General features: G+C 64.2%; 20 protein-coding genes. 12 read left to right on the forward strand and 8 right to left on the reverse strand.

Features of this window, described 5'->3' with window-relative positions; translation table 11 throughout:
• Positions 1-308 precede the first annotated feature (308 nt).
• Genes B5M06_RS06565 through B5M06_RS06575 form a run of 3 tightly spaced genes read right to left on the reverse strand, consistent with a single transcriptional unit; the run spans position 309 to position 3,068 of the window.
• Positions 309-1,280 carry a Bug family tripartite tricarboxylate transporter substrate binding protein gene (locus B5M06_RS06565; RefSeq protein ID WP_054065369.1) on the reverse strand — a complete coding sequence of 324 codons (972 nt, stop codon included), beginning with the start codon at positions 1,278-1,280 and terminating at the stop codon, positions 309-311.
• A gap of 29 nt (positions 1,281-1,309) precedes the next feature.
• Positions 1,310-1,675 (reverse strand): AtuA-related protein, encoded by a 366-nt coding sequence (locus tag B5M06_RS06570; RefSeq protein ID WP_054065368.1) that lies wholly within the window; start codon positions 1,673-1,675, stop codon positions 1,310-1,312.
• Complete coding sequence (locus B5M06_RS06575; RefSeq protein ID WP_054065367.1) at positions 1,668-3,068, reverse strand: acyclic terpene utilization AtuA family protein; 1,401 nt, start codon at positions 3,066-3,068, stop codon at positions 1,668-1,670. Before B5M06_RS06575 ends, B5M06_RS06570 begins: the two co-directional genes overlap by 8 nt.
• Before the next feature lie 80 nt (positions 3,069-3,148).
• On the opposite strand from B5M06_RS06575, the gene B5M06_RS06580 reads away from it, so the two are divergent.
• Complete coding sequence (locus B5M06_RS06580; protein ID WP_042417616.1) at positions 3,149-4,045, forward strand: LysR family transcriptional regulator; 897 nt, start codon at positions 3,149-3,151, stop codon at positions 4,043-4,045.
• Between the two features lie 140 nt (positions 4,046-4,185).
• Here B5M06_RS06580 and B5M06_RS06585 read toward each other — a convergent pair whose 3' ends face one another.
• From B5M06_RS06585 to B5M06_RS06605, 5 genes are all read right to left on the reverse strand, one after another.
• Complete coding sequence (locus B5M06_RS06585) at positions 4,186-4,857, reverse strand: DUF799 domain-containing protein (protein ID WP_054065366.1); 672 nt, start codon at positions 4,855-4,857, stop codon at positions 4,186-4,188.
• Between the two features lies 1 nt (position 4,858).
• Positions 4,859-5,224, reverse strand: coding sequence for a DUF4810 domain-containing protein (locus B5M06_RS06590; RefSeq protein WP_054065373.1), 366 nt, complete (start codon positions 5,222-5,224; stop codon positions 4,859-4,861).
• 11 nt (positions 5,225-5,235) lie between these two features.
• On the reverse strand, positions 5,236-5,925 hold the full coding sequence (locus B5M06_RS06595) for a CsgG/HfaB family protein (RefSeq protein ID WP_054065365.1): 690 nt from the start codon (positions 5,923-5,925) through the stop codon (positions 5,236-5,238).
• Between the two features lie 114 nt (positions 5,926-6,039).
• Complete coding sequence (locus B5M06_RS06600) at positions 6,040-7,629, reverse strand: methyl-accepting chemotaxis protein (protein WP_054065345.1); 1,590 nt, start codon at positions 7,627-7,629, stop codon at positions 6,040-6,042.
• Positions 7,630-7,812: 183 nt separating this feature from the next.
• A complete protein-coding gene (locus tag B5M06_RS06605) occupies positions 7,813-10,008 on the reverse strand; it encodes a malate synthase G (RefSeq protein ID WP_054065346.1) in 2,196 nt (731 codons plus the stop codon).
• A gap of 259 nt (positions 10,009-10,267) precedes the next feature.
• Here B5M06_RS06605 and B5M06_RS06610 point away from each other — a divergent pair, with 259 nt between their 5' ends.
• The 11 genes from B5M06_RS06610 to B5M06_RS06660 all read left to right on the forward strand — a co-directional run bounded on the left by B5M06_RS06610 (position 10,268) and on the right by B5M06_RS06660 (position 21,639).
• Positions 10,268-11,197, forward strand: coding sequence for a LysR family transcriptional regulator (locus B5M06_RS06610; RefSeq protein WP_054065347.1), 930 nt, complete (start codon positions 10,268-10,270; stop codon positions 11,195-11,197).
• Entirely contained in the window at positions 11,194-11,640 is a 447-nt protein-coding gene (locus tag B5M06_RS06615; RefSeq protein ID WP_054065348.1) for a DUF2214 family protein, read from the forward strand. The genes B5M06_RS06610 and B5M06_RS06615 overlap by 4 nt, the downstream gene beginning before the upstream one ends.
• Before the next feature lie 53 nt (positions 11,641-11,693).
• Positions 11,694-13,400, forward strand: a complete 1,707-nt coding sequence (gene argS / locus B5M06_RS06620; RefSeq protein WP_054065349.1) for an arginine--tRNA ligase — start codon at positions 11,694-11,696, stop codon at positions 13,398-13,400.
• Positions 13,401-13,442: 42 nt separating this feature from the next.
• Positions 13,443-14,081: an SPOR domain-containing protein gene (locus B5M06_RS06625; RefSeq protein WP_054065350.1), complete on the forward strand. Its 639-nt coding sequence runs from the start codon at positions 13,443-13,445 to the stop codon at positions 14,079-14,081.
• Between the two features lie 55 nt (positions 14,082-14,136).
• Positions 14,137-14,781, forward strand: coding sequence for a thiol:disulfide interchange protein DsbA/DsbL (locus B5M06_RS06630; protein ID WP_054065351.1), 645 nt, complete (start codon positions 14,137-14,139; stop codon positions 14,779-14,781).
• A 101-nt stretch (positions 14,782-14,882) separates the two neighbouring features.
• Positions 14,883-15,518: a lipopolysaccharide transport periplasmic protein LptA gene (gene lptA / locus B5M06_RS06635; protein WP_054065362.1), complete on the forward strand. Its 636-nt coding sequence runs from the start codon at positions 14,883-14,885 to the stop codon at positions 15,516-15,518.
• Positions 15,518-16,288 (forward strand): LPS export ABC transporter ATP-binding protein, encoded by a 771-nt coding sequence (gene lptB, locus B5M06_RS06640; RefSeq protein ID WP_054065352.1) that lies wholly within the window; start codon positions 15,518-15,520, stop codon positions 16,286-16,288. Before lptA ends, lptB begins: the two co-directional genes overlap by 1 nt.
• 60 nt (positions 16,289-16,348) lie before the next feature.
• Entirely contained in the window at positions 16,349-17,938 is a 1,590-nt protein-coding gene (locus tag B5M06_RS06645; RefSeq protein WP_054065353.1) for an RNA polymerase factor sigma-54, read from the forward strand.
• 174 nt (positions 17,939-18,112) lie between these two features.
• Complete coding sequence (locus B5M06_RS06650; RefSeq protein ID WP_054065354.1) at positions 18,113-19,057, forward strand: sugar ABC transporter substrate-binding protein; 945 nt, start codon at positions 18,113-18,115, stop codon at positions 19,055-19,057.
• 9 nt (positions 19,058-19,066) lie between these two features.
• A complete protein-coding gene (locus B5M06_RS06655; RefSeq protein WP_054065355.1) occupies positions 19,067-20,638 on the forward strand; it encodes a sugar ABC transporter ATP-binding protein in 1,572 nt (523 codons plus the stop codon).
• 17 nt (positions 20,639-20,655) lie between these two features.
• Positions 20,656-21,639: an ABC transporter permease gene (locus tag B5M06_RS06660; RefSeq protein WP_054065356.1), complete on the forward strand. Its 984-nt coding sequence runs from the start codon at positions 20,656-20,658 to the stop codon at positions 21,637-21,639.
• Positions 21,640-21,647 lie beyond the last annotated feature (8 nt).

Raw genomic sequence — 21,647 nt, forward strand, 5'->3', positions numbered from 1 at the left:
ACGCCAGTCCTGCAGCTGGCGTGCGGGGGTGAACCAGTGCATTGTTTTGTAGATGCTAGTTTGGCGTTTTAAGACCAATTGGCCTCTAGGGCGTGTTCACATAAAGCCTTCAACCCCATTTGTGATCTCCATCATCAGGGGCAGCGAACCCAATGTTGATGTGAACACGCTCTAAGGCTTATGCAGAAAGCGCTAGCAGCGATGAATTTAGTATTCGCTTCGCTGCGATCGCAGGGGATTGCGACCAATGTCTGCACGCGTGGGATCCCCCAGGCCCCGCAGGGCCTGGTTGTGGATGGGCAGGGTGCTTATTCGGGCGTGATGCCGGCAGCCTTGATCACCTGCCCCCACTTGGTGGTTTCCGCCGTCTGGAACTGTGCCAACTCCTGGGGGGTGGTGGTCCAGGCCTCGGAGCCGGACATGTCGAAGAACGAGGCCGCTGCCGGGCTGCCGACGGCGGTGCGCAGCAGTTGATTGAGTTTGGCCACCACGGGGGCGGGCGTGTGGGCGGGGGCATAGGCCGCGAACCAGTAGCCCATGTCATAGCCTTTGACGCCCGCTTCGGCGATGGTGGGTACGTCGGGCAGCTGGGGGCTGCGCTTGGAGGTGGAGTAGCCCAGCGCGCGCAGCTTGCCGGCCTTGATCTGCGGCACGCCGGTGGACATGTCGGTGACCATCAGGTTGATCTGCCCGCCCATCAGGTCGGTGATGGCCTGCGGGTTGCTTTTGTAGGGCACGTGCAGGATGTCCACGCCGGCCAGCTGCTTGAGCATTTCGCCGGCCATGCGGCTGGAGGAGCTGCCGCTGCCAAAGCTCAGCTTGCCGGGGTGGGCCTTGGCAAAGGCCAGCAGCTCACCCACGGTCTTGTAGGGGGCGTTCATGGGCACCACCAGCACCTGGCCGCCCTTGCCCAGGCCGGTCAGCGGGGCAAAGTCCTTGACCGGGTCGTAGGCGAGTTTTTTGTACAGGTGCTCGTTGGCTGCGTGCGTGGTGTTGGTGGTGATCAGCACGGTGTAGCCATCGGCCGGGGCCTTGGCCGCCTCCTGGGCGGCAATCATGCCGCTGGCGCCGCCCTTGTTCTCGACGATCACGGGCTGCTGGGTCTGCTCGGTGATCGACAGGCCCAGGGCGCGCGCCAGCTGGTCGGTCGCGCTGCCGGCCGCGAACGGCACCAGCAGGGTGATGGGCTTGCTGGGAAAGCTGCCCTGGGCGAAGGCGGCGGGCGCCAGGGCCAGCGCGAGGCTGGCGGTCAGCAGGTGGCGGCGGGTCGTGCTTGTCATGGTTGTCTCCTGTGTGGTTATGGGAATGGTCAAGCGGGACGGGCAATCCAGGGGGCGAGTGCCCCGGGAACGGAAATCGGCATCTGCAGCACCCGGAAGCACAGCGTCTTGCCGTGGCTGTCGAGGTTCAGGGCATCGTTCACGCCCCCGTCCAGCACCTCGTCCAGCACCAGGTTCATGGCCTGCAGCTGCGGCAGCAGGTAGCGGCGCACCTGGCGCGGCTGGCGATCGGCAAACAGCTGGGCCACGGCGGCCTCGGTGACCTGGGCGCAGATCGGCTCCCACAGCTGCGGGTGGAAGGCGATCACGCTGATGTTGGAGCGGTTGCCTTTGTCGCCCGTGCGGCCGTGGGCCAGCTGGTACAGGGGGACGGTCAGGGTGGTGGGTTCAGCCATGGGCGTGCTCCGGTGCCGGGCCAGGGGCGGTGGCCCAGGTGAACCCGGTGGGGATGTGGGTGTGGGGGATCAGGCAGGAGGTCAGCCCCAGGCGCTGGCGCATGTGTGTGCGCACCCCGCCGCCGCCCGCCGGACCGCAGCAGTACAGGGCGTTGACCTCGCGCGGCAGGCGCTGGGCGGTGGCGTGGTCGGCATGCTGCCAGGCCATGCGCAGGCGCACATCGTGGGGGGCGTGCCGCAGGTCGGCGCCGTCCAGCCAGCTGCTGGCATCGTTGCCCCAGACGCTGGTCACGCCGATCAGGTCGGTGCGCAGCGGCGCGAGATGGCCCAGGCGTTGCTGGATGGTCTGACCCGCCAGACGCGCGCGCTCGGCCGCACGTGGGCCGGCGTAGGAAATTTCGGCCTCCGCAAACCAGCCCGTGGCGTAGCAGACGTTGACCTTCAGCGTGTCGGGCCGGGGGTGGCCGCGCACCCCTTCCAGGCGCACGCGGTCGGGCCCCACGGCGCTGACCTGGGCCTGGGTGATGTCGGCCACCACGTCGGGGGTGAGGTACTGCGCCGGATCGTGGATCTCGTACAGCAGCTGTTCCTTGACTGTGGCCGGGGTGATGCAGCCGCCCGTGCCCTGGGGCTTGAAGAGGGTGCAGTGGCCGTCGGCGTCGATCTCGGCGATGGGATAGCCCAACTGGTCCAGGCCCGGCACGTCCTTGTAGCCGGGATCGGCAAAGTAGCCGCCGGTCACTTGCGTGCCGCATTCCAGCAGGTGGCCGACCATGGTGGCGCGGCCCAGGCGGTCCCAGTCGTCCCAGGCCCAGCCGTAGTGGGCCATGACCGGACCGACGACCAAGGAAGGGTCGGACACCCGGCCGCAGACCACGATGTCGGCCCCGGACTGCAGGGCCGCCGCAATCGGCTGGGCGCCGATGTAGGCGTTAGCACTGACCAGTTCCTGTGCGGGCATGCGCTCGGTCAGGGCTTCGGCCAGCAGCGGGCGGTGCGCGGGGCTGCTCAGGTCATCGCCGTGCACCACGGCAATCCGCGGCGTGCGCGTGCCCAGGGCCTGGGCCAGGCGGTGGATGGTGCGGGCCGCGGCCTGCGGGTTGGCGGCGCCGAAGTTGCTGACGATGCGGATGCCGTGCTGCAGGCAGTCGGCCAGCACCGGGCGCAGAAACTCGGGCATCAGCGGTTCGAACCCGGCCTCGGGGTTGCTGCGCCGGGCCAGCTGGGCCAGGGCCAGGGTGCGTTCCGCCAGGGTCTCGAAGATCAGCACCGCAGGCTGGCGCTGGCGGATCAGCTCCTGCACGACGGGGCCGGCGGCATCGATGCGGTCCCCGGAGAAGCCCGCGGCGCAGCCGATCAGTAGGGGCGGGGTGGTGGCGTGGGGTGAAGTCATGGAATCTCCTGCTGGCCACTATAGGAAGGGCTGGCTAAGCTGTGAAATCGATAATTGAGATGAATTGATTTGGAAGTCAGATGAATATTTCGGCCCGCGACATCCAGGCCTTCCTGGCCCTTGCCGAGGTGAAGAACTTCACCCGTGCGGCCGCGCGCTGCCACCTGTCACAGCCGGCGTTCAGCGCGCTGATCAAGGCGCTGGAGGACCACGTGGGCCTGAAGCTGTTCGACCGCAGCACGCGCCACGTGCTGCTGACGCAGGAGGGCGAGCGCTTCTGGCTGTCGGCCCAGCGGATTGCCGAGGAACTGGAGGACTGCGCCAAGGCCATGCGCGACACCGCCCAGTTGGCGCGCGGGCATGTGGCCGTGGCCCTGCTGCCCTCCTTGGCGGCGGGCTGGCTGCCCGGCGTGCTGGCGCAGTTTCTGGCGCGCCATCCCGGGGTGGAGGTGGCGGTGCAGGACGTGTTGTCCGAGCCCTGCATCACCGCCGTGGCCCAGGGGGAGGCGGACTTTGCCCTGGCGGCGATCCGCGCCGACACGCCCGAGCTGCAGGCGGAGCCGTTTTGCCGCGATGGCTTCCACCTGGTGTGCCGCGACGACCACCCGCTGGCGCAGCAGGCCGAGATCGGCGTGCCGGATCTGCAGCCCTGGCCGTTTGTGCACCTGGCTCGGCACAGCAGCGTGCGCCAGTACCTGGATGCGGCGCTGTTTCCCCAGACCCTGCGCACCCTGGTCGAGGTGGAGCAACTGGCCACGGTGATGGGGCTGGTGCAGGCGGGGCTGGGCATCAGCGTGGTGCCGGCGCTGTCGCTGTTCCATTTCGACAAGCCCGGCCTGTGCACCCGGGCCTTGCAGCTGCCGGCGATGGAGCGCCAGATCTACCTGGTGCGCCGCCGGGGGCGCAGCCTGTCCGTGGCGGCCCAGGCCTTGTACCGGCTGATGCAGGACATGCGGCCGGCGTGCGTGACCGCCTGAGCGGCCGCGCCGCCGGGGTCGCGAACCATCAAGTCAAAACCGCCTTCAGCCCATGCTGCAAGCGCGCTGCATGCTCTGGATGTGGAAGCGTGCAGGCGCCGGCCTGCCAGCCACACCGGGCCTGCGGGCCGGGGAGCGCGTCAGTTCTTGCCGTACAGCGGCGAGCGCGGTCCGTACAGCAAGCCGTTGGGCGTGCCGGCTGCCAGCAGGCGGTTGATCGCCACGCCGGCCATGGGGTGGGCGGCATCGGTGGCCGAGTTGACGACCTGGTTGACCAGGGCCGTCACCAGCATGCCGACCAGGCCGCCGCCCGAGTTGTTACCGCCTTCCTGGTTGGAGGCCGAGGCGCGGCCATCCCAGAGCTGGGTGCCGGTGCGCAGGTCCACCAGGCGTGCTTCCACGCTGACCACGGTGGCGCTCTGGATCACCTGGTAGGTGGTGCCATAGCGGGTGACGCGCAGGTACAGCGCGGCGTCGGCGCCAAAGATCTCCTGGAGCTTGGCGGGGGCCACCTCGTGGATGTCGCTGGCGATTTCCAGGCCGTTCTGGCGGAAGGTTTCGCTCACCAGGGTCACGGGCAGGACGTAGTAGCCCGCCTCGGCCAGGGGCAGGGTCGCCTGGGACAGCACGCTGGCACTGGCCTGCACTTCGGGTGCGTCATTGATGGGCGGCAGCACCAGGATGGAGGCCGGCTTGGCCGCGCGGTAGGCGCTGTAGTCCTTGCCGGGGGCCGTGGCGCAGCCCGCCAGCCAGGCGCAGGTGGCCAGCAGGGGCAACCACTTCAGGATGCGGGGGATCAGGGGAATGCGCATGTCAGATGCCGTTCTTCTTCAGGTTGCCGACCAGGTAGTCGATGTACGGGGCCGATTCGGGGAACTGCTTTTTCTCCTGCTCCCAGGCGGCCAGCGCCTGGTTGGTGCGGCCGGTGTTCAGGTACAGCAGGCCCAGGTGGGCCTGGTAGCCGGGCGGCAGCTGCGCGCCCTGGCTGGCGCTGACCTGCACGCCTTTTTCCAGTGCCAGGATCTGCTCTTCGGTGGCCGGGCCGTCGCTCTTGAGGTACTGGTAGACCTGGTTCTGGTAGCCGTTCCAGCTGTACAGGGGCTTGGGCGCGGCGCAGCCCACCAGCAGGGTGGCCAGCGCCAGGCTGGCGCCCGCGCGAATGGCGGTGTGGAGGTGCATGGTGCGGCCTTTCAACGTGCGGTCGCGGCCAGGGCGGGCAGTGCGCCGGCATCGACGGCTTCGCACAGGCGGTCCACGGCCTCGCGGATGGCCAGGTCCAGCACCTTGCCGTTGAGGGTGGAGTCGTAGCTGGCGGTGCCGCCGAAGCCGATGATCTCGCGGTTGGATAGCTGGTACTCGCCCACGCCCTGCACGGAGCGCACCACTTCCGAGGTGCGGATGTTGACCACGTTCAGCGTGACCTTGGCATAGGCGGTTTGCGTCTTGCCGCGGCCCAGCACGCCGAACAGCTGCTTGTCGCCGACTTCCTTGCGGCCGAACTCGGAGATGTCGCCGGTCACCACGTAGTCCGCGCCCTTGAGCTGCTGTGTGGTGCCCTGGATGGCCGCTTCCTGCTTGATTTCGGCCATGTTGTCACGGTCCAGCACGTTGAAGCGGTTGGTTTGCTGCAGGTGGGACATCAGGATGGTCTTGGCCTGGCTGCCCAGACGGTCGACGCCATCCGAGAACGCACCGCGCAGGTAGCTGGAGCGGTTGTCGAACTTGCCCACGGCGATCGGGCTGCGTGGCCCGTGGTAGCTGCGGCTGGCGCTCTGGGTCTGGGTGGCGTTCAGGGCCTGGGACGTTTCCGTCGCGCAGCCGGTCAGCCAGAGAGGAACGGCTACGACAGCGGCCAGGGGGAGCAGTCGGAAAGAGCGCATGGTGCAGTGCAGTGAAGAGAAAAGCGAATTGTCTCCATATCGGACCGCGCGATGCTTGCGCCATGTCAGACGCCGGTGCGTTGCCCGGACCCCGATCGGGGCCGGGGCTGCGGGTCATGCCCGGGTCAGCAGGGCCGGGGTGGCGGTGACGGCGCGTTCCTGGCCGACCTGGAAGTGCGCCATGGCCTGGACCAGTTGCACGGACTGGGCCTCCAGTGCGCGCGTGGCGGCGGCGGCTTCCTCGACCAGGGCGGCGTTCTGCTGGGTCACGGCATCCATCTGCGTGATGGCGTGCTGCACCTGTTCCAGGCCCTGGGTCTGCTCCTGGCTGGCCGCGCTGATCTCGCCGACGATGTCGGTCACGCGGCGCACACCGGCCACCACGTCGCGCATCACCACGCCCGCTTCCTCGACCAGGGTGTGGCCGGCGTCGACACGCTCCACGCTGGCGGTGATCAGGTCCTTGATCTGCTTGGCTGCATCGGCACTGCGCTGCGCCAGGGTGCGCACCTCGCTGGCCACGACGGCGAAGCCGCGGCCCTGCTCGCCGGCACGCGCGGCTTCCACGGCGGCGTTCAGCGCCAGGATGTTGGTCTGGAAGGCAATCGCGTCGATGACGCCGATGATGTCCACGATCTTGCGCGAGGCCTCATGGATGTCGCCCATGGTGCCCACCACCTGGTCGACCACCTGGCCGCCGCGGCTGGCCAGCTCCGAGGCTGAGACCGCGAGCTGGTTGGCGGTGCGGGCGTTGTCGGCGTTCTGGCGCACGGTGGAGGTCATTTGCTCCATCGACGCGGCGGTCTGCTGCAGGGCGCTGGCCTGTTCTTCCGTGCGGCTGGACAGGTCCAGGTTGCCGCTGGCGATCTGGCTGGAGGCCGAGGCCACGCCGTCCGCGCCCTGGCGCACCTGGCCGACCACGTTGCGCAGCTGGTCACCCATGCCGTCCAGGGCGCGCAGCAACTGGCCGGTTTCGTCCTGGGCATCGCTGTGCACGCGGTGCGTCAGGTCGCCGGCGGCCACGGTTTCCACGGCGTGCACGGCGCGCGCCAGCGGGCTGGTGATGCTGCGCGTGATGGCCACGGCCAGGGCCACGGCGATCAGCACGGCCAGGCCCCCCAGGCCGGCCAACTGCATACGGCCGCGCTCAAACTCGGCCTGCACGCCGGCGGCGGCTTCGCTGATGCGCTGGCGCTGGTGGTCCAGCAGGGCCTGCAGGGTCTGCAGGTAGGCGTCGGCCGCCGGCTGGAAGTCGCTGCGTAGCAGGCGCTCGGCCTCGTCGGCCCGGCCTTCGGCCTTGGCCTGGTAGATGGTGTCACGGGCCTGCACGAAGCGGGTGCGCAGCACGCTGACCTGGTCGAACAGCGCCTGCTCTTCGGGCGTGCTGATCAGCTTTTGCAGTTGCGCTTGCTGGCGCGACGAGGCCTTGGAGGCTTCGACGTTGTCGGCCACGAACTGGCGCGCCAGTTCGGCGTCGCTGCTGCGGGCCACCAGGGCGTGGCGGTTCACGTTGCTGTAGACGGTGCGGTACCAGTCGGAGATGACGCGCTCCTTGGAGAGCGGGCGCGCCATCATGTCGGCCGTGGACTGGGCCACGGCCTGCAGGCGCCAGATGCCGACTGCCAGCATGGTGGCGATGAACAGCGTCAGCACGGCAAAGGCCAGGCCCAGGCGCTTGCCGATGGAGATGTGTTGAAGTGGCATGGAGATGGAGTAAGTAAAAACCCTGATTGGCGGGCGATTGTCCAAGCAATCCTCGTCCCCTCCGTCTACACGCTGATGACAACCTTACATCCCGTAGCAATATCTGCGGGGGTGGTGGCCGCATGCAAAAAGCGCCCCGCAGGGCGCTTGGTCGGGCCTGTCGGGGCCTGGGGCCCCGCGGCTTCAGCGGGCGCCGGCCTTGACCTTCAGGCGCCATGCATGCAGCAGGGGCTCGGTGTAGCCCGAAGGCTGTTCCACGCCCTTGAAGACCAGGTCCAGCGCGGCCTGCATGGCGGCACCGTTGGGGTTGGCGTCCAGGCTCTTGTAGGCAGGGTCGCCTGCGTTTTGCTGGTCCACCACCTTGGCCATGCGGGCAAAGGTTTCGCGTACCTGGGCTTCGGTGACGATGCCGTGCAGCAGCCAGTTGGCAATGTGCTGGCTGGAGATGCGCAGCGTGGCGCGGTCTTCCATCAGGCCCACGTTATGGATGTCTGGCACCTTGGAGCAGCCCACGCCCTGGTCGACCCAGCGCACCACGTAGCCCAGGATGCCTTGCACGTTGTTGTCCAGCTCCTGCTGCTTTTCGGCGTCGCTCCACTTGGGGTCCTTGGCCACAGGGATCTGCAGCAGATCGGCCAGGATGTTTTCGCGCTCGGCGTCGGCACTGGTTTTTTCCAGTTCCTTCTGTACTTCGGCCACATTGATCTGGTGGTAGTGCAGGGCGTGCAGGGTGGCGCCGGTGGGCGAAGGCACCCAGGCGGTGTTGGCTCCGGCCTTGGGGTGGCCAATCTTTTGCTCCAGCATGGCCTTCATCAGGTCAGGCATGGCCCACATGCCCTTGCCGATCTGGGCGCGGCCGCGCAGGCCCATGGTCAGACCAACCAGCACGTTGTTGCGCTCATAGGCCTGCAGCCAGGCGGAAGTCTTCATGTCGCCCTTGCGCACCATGGGGCCTGCCTGCATGGCGGTGTGCATTTCGTCGCCTGTGCGGTCCAGGAAGCCGGTGTTGATGAATGCCACGCGCGCAGGAGCCGCGGCAATGGCAGCCTTGAGGTTGACCGAGGTGCGGCGCTCTTCGTCCATGATGCCGAGCTTGACGGTGTTCTCTGGCAGGCCCAGCAGCTTTTCCACGCGGCCGAACAGCTCGTTGGCAAAGGCCACTTCCGCAGGGCCGTGCATCTTGGGCTTGACGATGTAGACGCTGCCGGTGCGGCTGTTGCGAATGCCGTTGGCACCGAGGCCCTTGAGGTCATGGATGGCGATGGTCGTGGTGATGACGGCGTCCATGATGCCTTCGGGAATTTCCTTGCCTTCTGTGCCCCACAGGATGGCGGGGTTGGTCATCAGATGGCCCACATTGCGCACAAACATCAGCGAGCGGCCATGCAGCTTGACAGGCTGGCCGTTGGCACCGGTGTATTCGCGGTCCGGGTTCAGGCCACGGGTGACGGTCTTGCCGCCCTTTTCAAACGACTCGGTCAGCGTGCCCTTGAGGATGCCCAGCCAGTTGCTGTAGCCCAGCACTTTGTCTTCGGCATCGACGGCGGCGACGGAGTCTTCCAGGTCCAGGATGGTGGAGATGGCCGCTTCTACCACCACGTCGGCCACGCCAGCAGCGTCAGACTGGCCGATGGGGGTGGACTTGTTGATGATGATGTCGATGTGCAGGCCGTTGTTCTTCAGCAGTACGGAAGATGGCGCGGCTGCGTCACCCTGGTAGCCCACGAACTTGTCGGCATCTTTCAGGCCAGTGGTGGAGCCGTCCTTCAGGCTGACGACCAGCTTGCCGCCTTCGACCTTGTAAGCCGTTGCGTCCTTGTGCGAGCCAGTGGCCAGTGGCACGGACTGGTCGAGGAAGTTGCGGGCAAATTCAATGACCTTGGCACCGCGCACGGGGTTGTAGCCCTTGCCTTTTTCTGCGCCGCCTTCTTCGCTGATGGCGTCTGTGCCGTACAGCGCGTCATACAGCGAGCCCCAGCGGGCGTTGGCAGCGTTCAGGGCGTAGCGGGCGTTCAGAATGGGCACGACCAGCTGGGGGCCAGCGATCTGGGCCAGTTCGGCGTCCACGTTTTCGGTGGTGGCCTTGGCGTCCTTGGGCTGCTCGACCAGGTAGCCGATCTGCTTCAGAAACTGCTGGTAACCCGCCATATTGGTGATGGGGCCGGGGTGGGCCTTGTGCCAGGTGTCCAGCTCTTTTTGCAGGCGGTCACGCTCGGCCAGCAGGGCGGCGTTCTTGGGGGCCAGGTCGTTGACCAGGGCATCAAAGCCTTGCCAGAAGGCGGCGGCATCGACCCCGGTGCCGGGCAGCACCTGTTCGTTGATGAAGTTGTGCAGTTCGGTGGCCACTTGCAGGCCGTGGACGGTGGTACGTGCTGTCATGGAGCAACCTCCTTGAATGATGGGAATGCAGGGGAACCGGGGCCGCAGGGAGGAAGCGCGCTTCCTTTTGCAGGCATTGCGTACCACTGTATTGCAAATGAATGCGTTAATAAATTGGACAAAACGCGCAGAACTAATGACTTTTATGCAAAAGTGAACGACACTAGCTCATAGTGTCTTATGCACTATTGATAGCTACTAACGCTTGCTGGATAAGCGCTAGAGGCTAATTTGATGCAAATTTTTGGCGCAAGCAGCCATGGACAAACTCAAAGCTTTCGAGTCTTTCGTCTCTGTCGCTACCAAGGGCAGCCTGACGGCAGCTGCCAAGGCAGAAGGGGTGGCCCCTGCCATCATGGGGCGCAGGCTGGATGCGCTGGAGGAACATCTGGGCGTGAAGCTGCTGGTGCGCACCACGCGGCGCATTACGCTCACACACGAAGGCAGTGCCTTTCTGGAAGACTGCCAGCGCCTGCTGGCCGATGTGGCCAATGCCGAGGCCAGCGTGTCCGCAGGCGGAGTGAAGGCCACGGGGCATTTGCGCATCACCGCCCCTGCCGGTTTTGGCCGCCGCCATGTGGCACCGCTGGTGCCGCGCTTTCATGATCTGCACCCGGATGTGACGATTTCCCTGAACCTGAGCGACCGCGTGGTGGATCTGGCCGGGGAAGGCTATGACTGCGCCGTGCGTGTGGGTGATCTGGCCGATTCCTCTTTGGTGAGCGTGCGGCTGGCAGACAACCGCCGTCTGTGTGTGGCAACGCCCGAGTACCTGCGCAGCTACGGCACGCCGCAGCATCCCTCGGAGCTGGCGCAGCACAAGTGCCTGACGCTGTCGAGCGATGCTTCGCAAACGCGCGGCTGGGCCTTTCGCCTGCCGGGCGATGTGGGCGAGGAGGTGGTGCACATCAAGCCTTCGGGGCCGCTCGATTGCTCGGACGGGCAGGTCTTGCACGACTGGTGCCTGGGCGGCTGGGGCATTGCCTGGCGCAGCACCTGGGAAGTGGAAGGCGAGATTGCCGCAGGCCGCCTGGTGGAAGTGCTGGCAGACTTTGCAGCACCACCTAACGGGATTTACCTCGTGTTTCCACAGCGCAAGCACATGACGCTGCGCCTGCGCCTGTGGATGGACTATCTGCGGGCACACTATGCACGTCCCGAGTTCTGGAGCAAAGGCATACAAGCATGACCCTGGAAGCGATTTTTGCCAGCCTGCACATGCTGGCCATTCTGACGGCGGTGGTGTTCATGTCCAGCCAGGCGGCCCTGTGCCGCACGGAATGGATGAATGCTGCCGTGGTGCGCCGTCTGGCGCGGCTGGATGTGATTTATGTGGGCGCGCTGCTCGTGCTGCTGCTGACCGGCGTGGTGCGTCTGGTCTGGGGCATCAAGGGCTGGGACTGGTATGTCTCGCAGCCGCTGTTTCACTGGAAGATGCTGCTGTTCGTGGTGATGGCGGCGCTGGCCGTGTGGCCCTCCATACAGCTGCGCAAATGGCATCAGGCCTTGGAAGCCACGGGGGCTTTGCCTGCAGAAGATGCGGTGCGCGCCGTGCGCCGCTGGATCATGGTGCAGGCACACATCATGCCGGTGATTGCCGTGATCGCTGTCTTCTGGGTGCGGGGCATGTAGGCATGGCGGGCAGGGCTTCGGCACGCTGCGGCCTTGGCACGTAAAATCGCCGGATGCTTTCTGTCAAACAAGAATTGCTCGCAGCGCTGGCTGCGCAGCTCGAAACACTTTCGCCAGGCGCTGGCGCACGCGCGGCATTTGAAACCCCTAAAGTGGCAGCCCATGGCGATTTCGCTTGTACGGCAGCCATGCAGCTGGCCAAGCCTCTGAAGGCCAATCCACGCGCACTGGGTGAGCAGCTCAAGGCCGCGCTGGAAGCCACGCCTGCTTTCCAGCAGTGGGTGGATGCCATCGAGATCGCTGGCCCCGGCTTTCTGAACATTCGCCTCAAGCCTGCAGCCAAGCAGGAAATCATTCGCGAAGTGCTGGGCCAGGCCGAGAAGTTCGGCTACCAGCCTGACCGCGGTGAAAAGATTCTGGTGGAGTTTGTGTCTGCCAACCCTACGGGCCCGCTGCACGTGGGCCACGGCCGCCAGGCAGCGATTGGCGACGCCATCAGCAACCTGTACGCCACCCAGGGCTGGAATGTGCACCGCGAGTTCTATTACAACGACGCGGGCGTGCAGATCGACACGCTGACCAAGTCTACGCAGCTGCGTGCCAAGGGCTTCAAGCCCGGTGACGAGTGCTGGCCCACCGACAGCGACAACCCCCTGGCCAAGAATTTCTACAACGGTGACTACATTGCCGACATTGCCAAGGCTTTCCTGAACAAGGAAACCGTGCATGCGGACGACCGTGAGTTCACCGCCAATGGCGATGTGGAGGACTACGACAACATCCGCCAGTTTGCCGTGGCCTATCTGCGCAATGAGCAGGACAAGGATCTGCAGGCATTCAACCTGAAGTTTGACCAGTACTACCTGGAGTCCAGCCTCTACACCAACGGCTATGTCGACGAGACCGTGCAGCGCCTGATTGCCAATGGCAAGACCTATGAACAGGACGGCGCACTGTGGCTCAAGTCCACCGAATACGGTGACGACAAGGACCGCGTGATGCGCAAGACCGACGGGCACTACACCTACTTTGTGCCTGATGTGGCCTATCACATCCAGAAGTTCAAGCGTGGCTTTACCAAGGTCGTGAACATTCAGGGCACCGACCACCACGGCACCATCGCCCGTGTGCGCGCTGGCCTGCAGGCGGCCGATGTGGGCATTCCCGCTGGCTACCCTGACTACGTGCTGCACACCATGGTGCGCGTGGTGCGCAATGGCGAAGAGGTCAAGATCAGCAAGCGTGCAGGCTCCTACGTGACGCTGCGTGACCTGATCGAGTGGACCAGCAAGGACGCCGTGCGCTTCTTCCTGCTGAGCCGCAAGCCCGATACCGAGTACACCTTCGACGTGGACCTGGCCGTGGCGCAGAACAACGACAACCCTGTGTACTACGTGCAGTACGCCCATGCACGCATCTGCTCGGTGCTGCGCACCTGGCAGGAGCAGGGCGGCAAGCTGGAGCAGCTCAAGGACGTGGATCTGTCGGCACTGGAAGGCCCACAGGCCCAGGCGCTGATGCTGATGCTGGCCAAGTACCCCGAGATGCTGACGGCGGCTGCCAACGGCAATGCACCGCACGATGTGACCTTCTACCTGCGTGACCTGGCTTCCTGCTATCACAGCTACTACGATGCCGAGCGCATTCTGGTGGATGATGAACAGGTCAAGCTGGCACGTCTGGCACTGGTCGCCGCGACCGCACAGGTGCTGCACAATGGCCTGGCAGTGCTGGGCGTGAGCGCGCCCGAGCGCATGTAAGCCACTCTCAGTGAACTATCAAGCAAGGTGACAGGCAGTCTTATGGGTAATCAGCAACGGGGAGGCACCCTCCTTGGTCTCATCATCGGTGTGATTCTGGGTCTGGGTATCGGACTGGGGGTGGCGGTTTACGTCACCAAGATGCCCGTGCCCTTCAAGGGTGATCCTCGGTCTGCAGATGACCGCCAGGGCGATAGTGAGCGCTATCGCAACTGGAACCCCAATGCACCGCTGACAGGCGCTCAGCCTGAGCGTGGTGCGGCACCTGCTGCGCCTGAGGTGCAGCCGCCTGCCCCTGCGACCTCTGCACAGAACCCTGTGGCGCAGCCGCCTGCCGTGTCTGCCGACCCGCTGGGTGATCTGGCGCATGCACAGCTCAAGGCTGCTGAGGCCAAGGCCGCTGCAGAAGCGAAGGCTGCGGCAGAAGCAGCTGCCACCAATGACGGCTTTCACTACTTTGTGCAGGCTGGCGCTTTCCGCAGCAAGGCCGATGCAGACGCCCAGCGCGCCAAGCTGGCCATGATGGGCTGGGAAGCTCGCATCAGCGAGCGTGAGCAAAATGGCCGTGTGGTCTTCCGCGTGCGCATTGGTCCGTTTGACAAGCGCGGGGATGCTGCGCAGCTCAAGCAAAGGCTGGACGATGCAGGCATCGATTCCAGCATGGTGCGCGTGCAGCAGTGAACTTATGGGGCCTGACAGGCTCTGACATGCCATATTTCGAGAAGGAGTCCTTTTGATGCAACGCCGCCATTTCTCTCTGGCTGCAGCCACGGCTGCCACCTCTCTGGCCTGGGGCCTGAGCCCTGCGATCGCCCAGCCTGCCGTGCCTCAGGAAGGCAAGCAGTACCGCCGCCTGTCCAAGCCTGCGCCTACCGATGTGCCCGCTGGCAAGGTCGAAGTGGTGGAGTTCTTCTGGTACAGCTGCCCGCACTGCCATGCGTTTGAGCCTGTGTTTGCAGCCTGGAAGGCCAAGGCGCCTGAGAACGTCGTGGTGCGCCGCGTACCTGTGGCGTTCAACTCGAGCTTTGTGCCCCAGCAAAAGCTTTTCTACACGCTGCAGGCCATGGACAACTTCGATGCCATGCACGCCCAGGCTTTCCATGCCATCCACGTGGAGCGCAACCGTCTGGCCACTGACGACGCCATCTTTGCATGGGTAGGCAAGCAGGGTGTGGACGTGGCCAAGTTCAAGGAGATCTACAACTCCTTCAACGTAGCCAGCCAGGTGCGCAAGGCCACTGCCTTGCAACAGGCTTACGACGTAGAAGGCGTGCCCTCCATTGGTGTGGCAGGCCGCTACTACACCGATGGCCCCATGGCTGGCAGCATGCCCAATGTGCTGCTGGTGGTGGATTACCTGATTGCCCAGAGCACCAAGTAAGCTCTGCATCTGTAGCTGAATGAAAAGTCCGCGCCATGCGGACTTTTTTATGGACCACAAGCGGCATGACTACAATGTGTCGCAAGAAACGTGCCTTGCCCATGAACTCCAAACTCATCACCTGTCTTTTGCTGACAGCCCTCGCCGGGGCCACAGGCCTTGCACATGCCGAGCGTGCTGACCGCGACAAACCCATGAATATCGAGTCGGACGCGCTGCGCCATGACGACTTGACGCAGACCAGCGTGTTTACGGGCAATGTGGTGATGACCAAGGGCACCATCGTGCTGCGCGGCGAACAGCTGGATGTACGGCAGGATGCCGAGGGCTACCAGCATGGCGTGGTCAAGGCTGCCCCGGGCCAGCGTGCCTATTTCCGTCAGAAGCGCGATACCGCACCGGGAGCACCTGAAGAGGTGATCGAGGGCGAGGGCGAGATCATTGAATACAACGGCAAGACGGATGACGTGAAGTTCATCCGCCGCGGCCAGCTGCGCCGCTACACGGGTGGCCAGCTCAGTGACGACATCATGGGCAGCGTCATCACCTACAACAACCTCACGGACGTGTTCACCGTGGATGGCGTAAAGCGCAGCAATGAGCCTTCGTCAGCCCCTGCTGGCTCCGGCGGCCGTGTCCGAGCCATCCTGGCGCCCAAGAACACTACGCCAGCACCGTCCAGCGCACCTGCACAGACGCTGCAGCCTTCGGATGCACTGAAACTGCAAGGAAACTAATGGCCGAGAAGACCCAAGACACTGCCGCGGTGAGCAAGCTCGAGGCACGGCATCTGGCCAAGTCCTATGGCAGCCGCAAGGTGGTCAAAGACGTGTCCATCACCGTGCAAAAGGGTGAGGTCGTCGGGCTGCTCGGCCCCAACGGCGCGGGCAAGACCACGTCGTTCTACATGATCGTGGGGCTGGTACGCAGCGACGGGGGTGATGTGCTGATTGACGGCCACTCCGTGGGCAATATGCCGATTCACCAGCGCTCGCGCCTGGGTCTGTCCTACCTGCCGCAGGAAGCATCGATCTTTCGCAAACTCAATGTGGAAGACAACGTGCGTGCCGTGCTGGAGCTGCAAAAAGATGCCAGTGGCAAATCGCTGTCGCGCGAAGCCATTGAGCAGCAACTGACCACGCTGCTGCAGGAGCTGCGCGTGGACCACCTGCGCAAGTCGCCTTCGCTGGCGCTGTCCGGTGGTGAGCGCCGCCGCGTGGAGATTGCCCGCGCACTGGCCACGAATCCGCGCTTCATCCTGCTGGATGAGCCGTTTGCCGGTATTGACCCCATCGCCGTGATCGAGATTCAGCGCATCATCAGCTTCCTCAAGGAGCGCGGCATTGGCGTCTTGATTACTGATCACAATGTGCGCGAAACACTGGGCATCTGTGACCACGCGTTCATCATCAGCGATGGCACAGTGCTGGCACAGGGAACGCCGCAGGAGATTGTCGAGAATCCGGATGTGCGCCGGGTATACCTCGGCGAACATTTCCGGATGTAGACCTCCCCTGCAGCGTCATCAATAACAACAAAGGTCGAGAGAGCAAAGAGGGGTACAGCGTTGAAGCCAAGTTTGTCACTGCGGGTCTCACAACATCTGGCGTTGACGCCGCAACTTCAACAATCTATTCGACTGCTGCAGCTGTCGACCCTGGAGCTTTCTCAGGAAGTCGAGCAGATGCTCGACGAAAACCCATTTCTTGAATGGTCTGCCGAAGAGGTCGAACGCGAGGCCTTTGGCGTGGAGCATGCAAATTCCGCGCCAGAGGCGGATGTGCATGCCAGCGACGAAACTTATTTTTCTGTAGCTGACAGCGCCGTATCCACGGGCGCTGAAGGGCAAAAAGATTCAGAAATTCCCGTGGCAGAAGCTGCCGATCTGCCCCAGGACTGGGAGGGCGATGGCAGTGTAGACATGGGGGCGTTGGATGACGCAGAGTGGGGTGGTGAAGCACCGGCACGCGGCAAGCGCAATGAGGACGAGGATGCCCCTTCTGCACTGGAACTGGCCCGCTGCCACGAATCTCTGACGGACCATCTGCACCAGCAGGCACTGTCGCTGCGCCTGTCGGAAGTGCAGCGCTGCGCCCTGCGCTTTCTGATTGAAAACCTCAACGACGACGGCTATCTGGAAGACTCGCTGCAAGAGCTGGCTATTGGCCTGGCAGGCAGTGAAGATGAAGAACAGCTTGAGGAGCTGATGCACCACTTCACGGTGGCGCTGCGTCTGCTGCAGTCGCTGGAACCCGTGGGTGTGGGGGCGCGTGATCTGGCCGAATGCCTGCGCCTGCAGCTGCGCTATCTGCAGGAGCAAGGCGGTGACGACCCTGCGCTGCTGGAAGCCGCCTTGCAGCTGTGTGCCCAGCCGCTGGACATGCTGGCGCGCCGTGATGTGCGCAAGCTCATGCAGGCCTGTGGTCTGCCTGAAAGCCGCGTGCGCGCAGCGCTGGCGCTGATTGCACGGCTGGAGCCCAAGCCCGGGCGGCGCTTTGTGGATGTGGAGCGGCATGTGATCGTGCCCGATGTGATCGTGCAGAAAACGAACCGCAAGGGGGGCGATGGCCTGATGCAGTTCAGCGTGCAGCTCAACCACGATGTGATGCCGCGTCTGCGTGTGCACGAGGTCTATGCCGGTGCGCTGCGCAGCCACAAGGGCAGCGAGGGCCACGCCATGCTGCAGCAGCGCCTGCAGGAGGCGCGCTGGTTCATCAAGAACGTGCAGCAGCGCTTTGACACCATCTTGCGTGTGTCCAAAGCCATTGTGGAGCGGCAGAAAAACTTCTTTATCCACGGTGAGCTGGCCATGCGTCCGCTGGTGCTGCGCGATATTGCGGACGAGCTGGGGCTGCACGAATCCACCATCAGCCGTGTGACGACGGCCAAGTACATGGCCACGCCCCACGGCACCTATGAGCTGAAGTTCTTCTTCGGTTCCGGCCTGGGTACAGAGACGGGCGGCAATGCGTCGAGTACGGCAGTGCGTGCGCTGATCCGCCAGTTTGTGAGTGCAGAGAACCCCAAAAAACCGCTGTCGGACAGCCAGATTGCCGAGATGCTCAAGGAGCAGGGCATCGAATGTGCCCGCCGCACGGTGGCGAAATACCGGGAGGCGCTGAAAATTGCGCCAGCAAATTTGAGAAAAGCGTTGTAAGCGAACGGAGCAACCCGTTAACGCTGTATTGGTTTGCTCGGGGCGATTGGCTAAGCTGGTGAGCGCTCGCTAGAATCGCGCGGATATTACGGTTATTACTTATGCGCTGCCTGCGGGCAGCGTTTTGTTTTTTGCTCGTAACCCAGTTGAGTGCCCTGCGCTCGGAGAACCAATATGCAACAACGTCGTCATACCCTCTTGGCTATCGGTGCAGCCGCACTGGCCGCTTTTGGTGCTTTTGCACCCGCCGTGCATGCGCAGGACAAGCCCAAGGTGGCGCTGGTCATGAAGTCGCTGGCCAATGAGTTCTTCCGCACCATGGAAGACGGTGCCAAGGCACACAACAAGGAGCACGGCAACTACGTGCTGCTGAGCAACGGCATCAAGAACGAGACCGACACCGCAGCCCAGATCAAGATGGTCGAACAGATGGTGGCGCAGAAGGCCGATGCCATCGTGATCGCACCTGCTGACTCCAAGGCGCTGGTGCCCGTGCTCAAGAACGCCGTGGACAAGGGCGTGATCGTGGTGAACATCGACAACCGTCTGGACCCCGAAGCCCTGAAGGAAAAGAACCTGAACATTCCTTTTGTGGGGCCTGACAACCGCTACGGCGCCAAGCTGGTGGGCGACTATCTGGCCCAGCAACTGCAGGCCGGCGACAAGGTCGGCATCATCGAAGGCGTGTCTACCACCACCAATGCACAGCAGCGCACCGCAGGCTTCAAGGACGCCATGGACGCTGCCAAGATGAACATCGTGGGCGTGCAGTCCGGCAACTGGGAAATTGCCAATGGCAACACCGTGGCCGCCGGCATGATGCGTGAGAACCCCGATCTGAAGGCACTGCTGGCTGGTAACGACTCCATGGCTCTGGGTGCTGTGGCCGCCGTCAAGGCTGCGGGCAAGACAGGCAAGGTGCTGGTGGTGGGCTACGACAACATCCAGGCCATCAAGCCTTTGCTCAAGGACGGCCGCGTGCTGGCCACGGCAGACCAGTTTGCTGCCAAGCAGGCGGCTTTCGGTATTGATGTGGCCCTGAAGGCCATCCAGGACAAGACACCCCAGGCCCAGCTGCCTGCTGAAGTCAAAACCGACGTGGTTTTGGTGACGAAGTAAGAGGCAGACATGGCACACCCCACTCCTGCAGACCACGGTCAGGTGGTCATGCGGCTTGAAGGCATCGGCAAGGACTATGGCGATAGCACGGTGCTCGATGGCGTGAGTCTGGACCTGCGCGCTGGCGAGGTGCTGGCGCTGACCGGCGAGAACGGCGCAGGCAAGAGCACATGTTCCAAGATCATGTGCGGCCTGGTGCAGGCATCGCGCGGCCAGATGACGCTGATGGGCAAGCCTTTTGCACCCGTGTCACGTACGGACGCAGAGCGTCAGGGCGTGCGCATGGTGCTGCAGGAGCTGGGGCTGGTAAACACATTGACGGTGGCCGAGAACCTGCTGCTCGACCGCCTGCCCCACCGCTTTGGCCTGGTGGATCGCAAGCGCCTGCACGAAATGGCGCGCGAACAGCTGGCCAAGATGGGGCTGGACCATATCGACCCACGCACCAAGGTGTCCGAGCTGGGCATTGGCATGCAGCAGATGGTGGAAATTGCGCGCAACCTGCGCGATGGCAACCGCGTGCTGGTGCTCGATGAGCCCACGGCCATGCTCACGGCCAAGGAAATTGAACACCTGTTTGCACAGATTGACCTGATGAAGGCGCAGGGCGTGGCGCTGGTCTACGTCTCACACCGTCTGGAAGAACTGCAGCGCGTGGCCGAGCGTGTGGCTGTGCTGCGCGACGGCCGTCTGGTGGATGTGCTGCCCATGCAGGGCCTGTCAGAAGCCACGCTGGTGGAGCGCATGGTCGGCCGCCACGTGGAAACGCTGGATGAAAAGCCCCGCCGCAAGGCCGGCCCCGTGCTGCTGCGTGCAGAAAACATGTGCCGTGGCGATGTGGTCAAGAACGTCAGCCTGGAGCTGCACGCTGGCGAAGTGCTGGGTGTGGCGGGTCTGGTGGGCGCTGGTCGCACCGAACTGCTGCGCCTGCTGTACGGCGCAGACAAGGCAGACAGCGGCTCTATCGAGCTGACCGGCCAGCACCCTGACCAGCAGGCACAGGCCGTGGCACCGAACTGGCGCAGCCCCATGCAGGCCGTGCGCGCCGGTATTGCCCTGATTACGGAAGACCGCAAGGCGCAGGGCTTGCTGCTGCCCCAGTCCATTCGCGTCAATACCTCGCTGAGCCATATGCGCTCCGTGTCCGCAGGTGGCTGGCTCAACCGCAGCCGTGAAGCACAGCTGGCCAAGCAAATGGTGCAGCGCCTGCGTGTGCGCTCCTTTAACGCTGAGCAGTCCGTGGGCACGCTCAGTGGCGGCAACCAGCAGAAAGTGATTTTTGCGCGCTGGCTGCACCGTGACTGCCCCGTGGTGCTGCTGGACGAGCCGACCCGTGGCGTGGACGTGGGTGCGCGCTCTGATCTGTACGCCGAGATCAACACCATGACCCACCAGGGCAAGGCCGTGATGGTGGTGTCCAGCGATCTGCGCGAGCTCATGGAGCTGTGTGACCGCATTGCCGTGATGCACCAGGGCCGCCTGGTGGCGACCTTCGAGCGTGGCCAGTGGTCGCAGCAAGCCTTGCTGGCCGCCGCATTTGGTGACGTTACTGAAGAAACTGCTGCAGCCACTGCGGCCTAAACAACGATTCAATACGCATGTCTTCCCCTGCTTCTCATCCAGAAAAAGTACACAGTCCATGGCGCCAGGAAATGGGCACGTACATCGGCCTGATCGTGGTGCTGATCGCCATGGTGGCGCTGTTCAGCTCGCTGTCGGACTACTTCTTTACCAAGGACACGCTGCTGTCGATCGCCAATGAAATTCCTGCCCTGGCCGTGATGGCCGTGGGCATGACCTTCATTCTGATCATTGCAGGCATTGACCTGTCGGTAGGCTCGGTGCTGGCACTGAGCGCTGCCGCCGCCGCTGCAGCCATGCTGCAGTGGGAGTGGGGCCCCTGGGGCGCAGCCGTGCTGGGTCTGCTCGTGGGCGTGGTCTGCGGCACGATTACCGGCGGTATTTCCGTGGCCTGGCAGCTGCCCAGCTTTATTGTTTCGCTGGGCATGCTCGAAGCCGTGCGTGGCGGGGCCTATCTGGTGACGGATTCGCGCACCCAGTATGTGGGTGATGCCATGGGCGGTCTGGCGACCCCCTGGCTGGGCGGGCTGTCGGCCTCGTTCTTCATTGCCATCGTGGTGGTCATTGTTGGCCAGCTCATCCTCTCGCGCACCGTGTTTGGCCGCTATGTGGTGGGCATTGGCACGAACGAAGAAGCCATGCGTCTGGCCGGTGTGGACCCTCGTCCTATCCGCGTCATCGTGTTTGCGGCCATGGGCTTTCTGGCAGCGTTGGCAGGTCTGATGCAGTCGGCCCGTCTGGAAGCGGCAGATCCCAATGCAGGCGCTGGCATGGAGCTGCAGGTGATCGCAGCCGTGGTGATTGGCGGCACCAGCCTGATGGGTGGCCGTGGCTCGGTGATCAACACCTTCTTTGGTGTGCTCATCATTGCCGTGCTGGAAGCCGGTCTGGCCCAGATTGGTGCCAGCGAGCCCAGCAAGCGCATCATCACCGGCGTGGTGATCGTGGTCGCCGTGGTGGTGGATACCATCCGCCAGCGCCGCGTAGCGCGCAAGCACTAAGCAGGGGG

Origin of the sequence: Comamonas kerstersii, from assembly GCF_002056725.1 — a bacterium.
In the GTDB taxonomy this organism is placed as follows: domain Bacteria; phylum Pseudomonadota; class Gammaproteobacteria; order Burkholderiales; family Burkholderiaceae_C; genus Comamonas; species Comamonas kerstersii.

What these genes read in the sequence shown, in the direction of transcription:
- B5M06_RS06565 (WP_054065369.1), bottom strand. Translation starts at nt 1,280, where the DNA reads ATGACAAGCACGACCCGCCGCCACCTGCTGACCGCCAGCCTCGCGCTG.
- B5M06_RS06570 (WP_054065368.1), bottom strand. Translation starts at nt 1,675, where the DNA reads ATGGCTGAACCCACCACCCTGACCGTCCCCCTGTACCAGCTGGCCCAC.
- B5M06_RS06575 (WP_054065367.1), bottom strand. Translation starts at nt 3,068, where the DNA reads ATGACTTCACCCCACGCCACCACCCCGCCCCTACTGATCGGCTGCGCC.
- B5M06_RS06580 (WP_042417616.1), top strand. Translation starts at nt 3,149, where the DNA reads ATGAATATTTCGGCCCGCGACATCCAGGCCTTCCTGGCCCTTGCCGAG.
- B5M06_RS06585 (WP_054065366.1), bottom strand. Translation starts at nt 4,857, where the DNA reads ATGCGCATTCCCCTGATCCCCCGCATCCTGAAGTGGTTGCCCCTGCTG.
- B5M06_RS06590 (WP_054065373.1), bottom strand. Translation starts at nt 5,224, where the DNA reads ATGCACCTCCACACCGCCATTCGCGCGGGCGCCAGCCTGGCGCTGGCC.
- B5M06_RS06595 (WP_054065365.1), bottom strand. Translation starts at nt 5,925, where the DNA reads ATGCGCTCTTTCCGACTGCTCCCCCTGGCCGCTGTCGTAGCCGTTCCT.
- B5M06_RS06600 (WP_054065345.1), bottom strand. Translation starts at nt 7,629, where the DNA reads ATGCCACTTCAACACATCTCCATCGGCAAGCGCCTGGGCCTGGCCTTT.
- B5M06_RS06605 (WP_054065346.1), bottom strand. Translation starts at nt 10,008, where the DNA reads ATGACAGCACGTACCACCGTCCACGGCCTGCAAGTGGCCACCGAACTG.
- B5M06_RS06610 (WP_054065347.1), top strand. Translation starts at nt 10,268, where the DNA reads ATGGACAAACTCAAAGCTTTCGAGTCTTTCGTCTCTGTCGCTACCAAG.
- B5M06_RS06615 (WP_054065348.1), top strand. Translation starts at nt 11,194, where the DNA reads ATGACCCTGGAAGCGATTTTTGCCAGCCTGCACATGCTGGCCATTCTG.
- argS (WP_054065349.1), top strand. Translation starts at nt 11,694, where the DNA reads ATGCTTTCTGTCAAACAAGAATTGCTCGCAGCGCTGGCTGCGCAGCTC.
- B5M06_RS06625 (WP_054065350.1), top strand. Translation starts at nt 13,443, where the DNA reads ATGGGTAATCAGCAACGGGGAGGCACCCTCCTTGGTCTCATCATCGGT.
- B5M06_RS06630 (WP_054065351.1), top strand. Translation starts at nt 14,137, where the DNA reads ATGCAACGCCGCCATTTCTCTCTGGCTGCAGCCACGGCTGCCACCTCT.
- lptA (WP_054065362.1), top strand. Translation starts at nt 14,883, where the DNA reads ATGAACTCCAAACTCATCACCTGTCTTTTGCTGACAGCCCTCGCCGGG.
- lptB (WP_054065352.1), top strand. Translation starts at nt 15,518, where the DNA reads ATGGCCGAGAAGACCCAAGACACTGCCGCGGTGAGCAAGCTCGAGGCA.
- B5M06_RS06650 (WP_054065354.1), top strand. Translation starts at nt 18,113, where the DNA reads ATGCAACAACGTCGTCATACCCTCTTGGCTATCGGTGCAGCCGCACTG.
- B5M06_RS06655 (WP_054065355.1), top strand. Translation starts at nt 19,067, where the DNA reads ATGGCACACCCCACTCCTGCAGACCACGGTCAGGTGGTCATGCGGCTT.
- B5M06_RS06660 (WP_054065356.1), top strand. Translation starts at nt 20,656, where the DNA reads ATGTCTTCCCCTGCTTCTCATCCAGAAAAAGTACACAGTCCATGGCGC.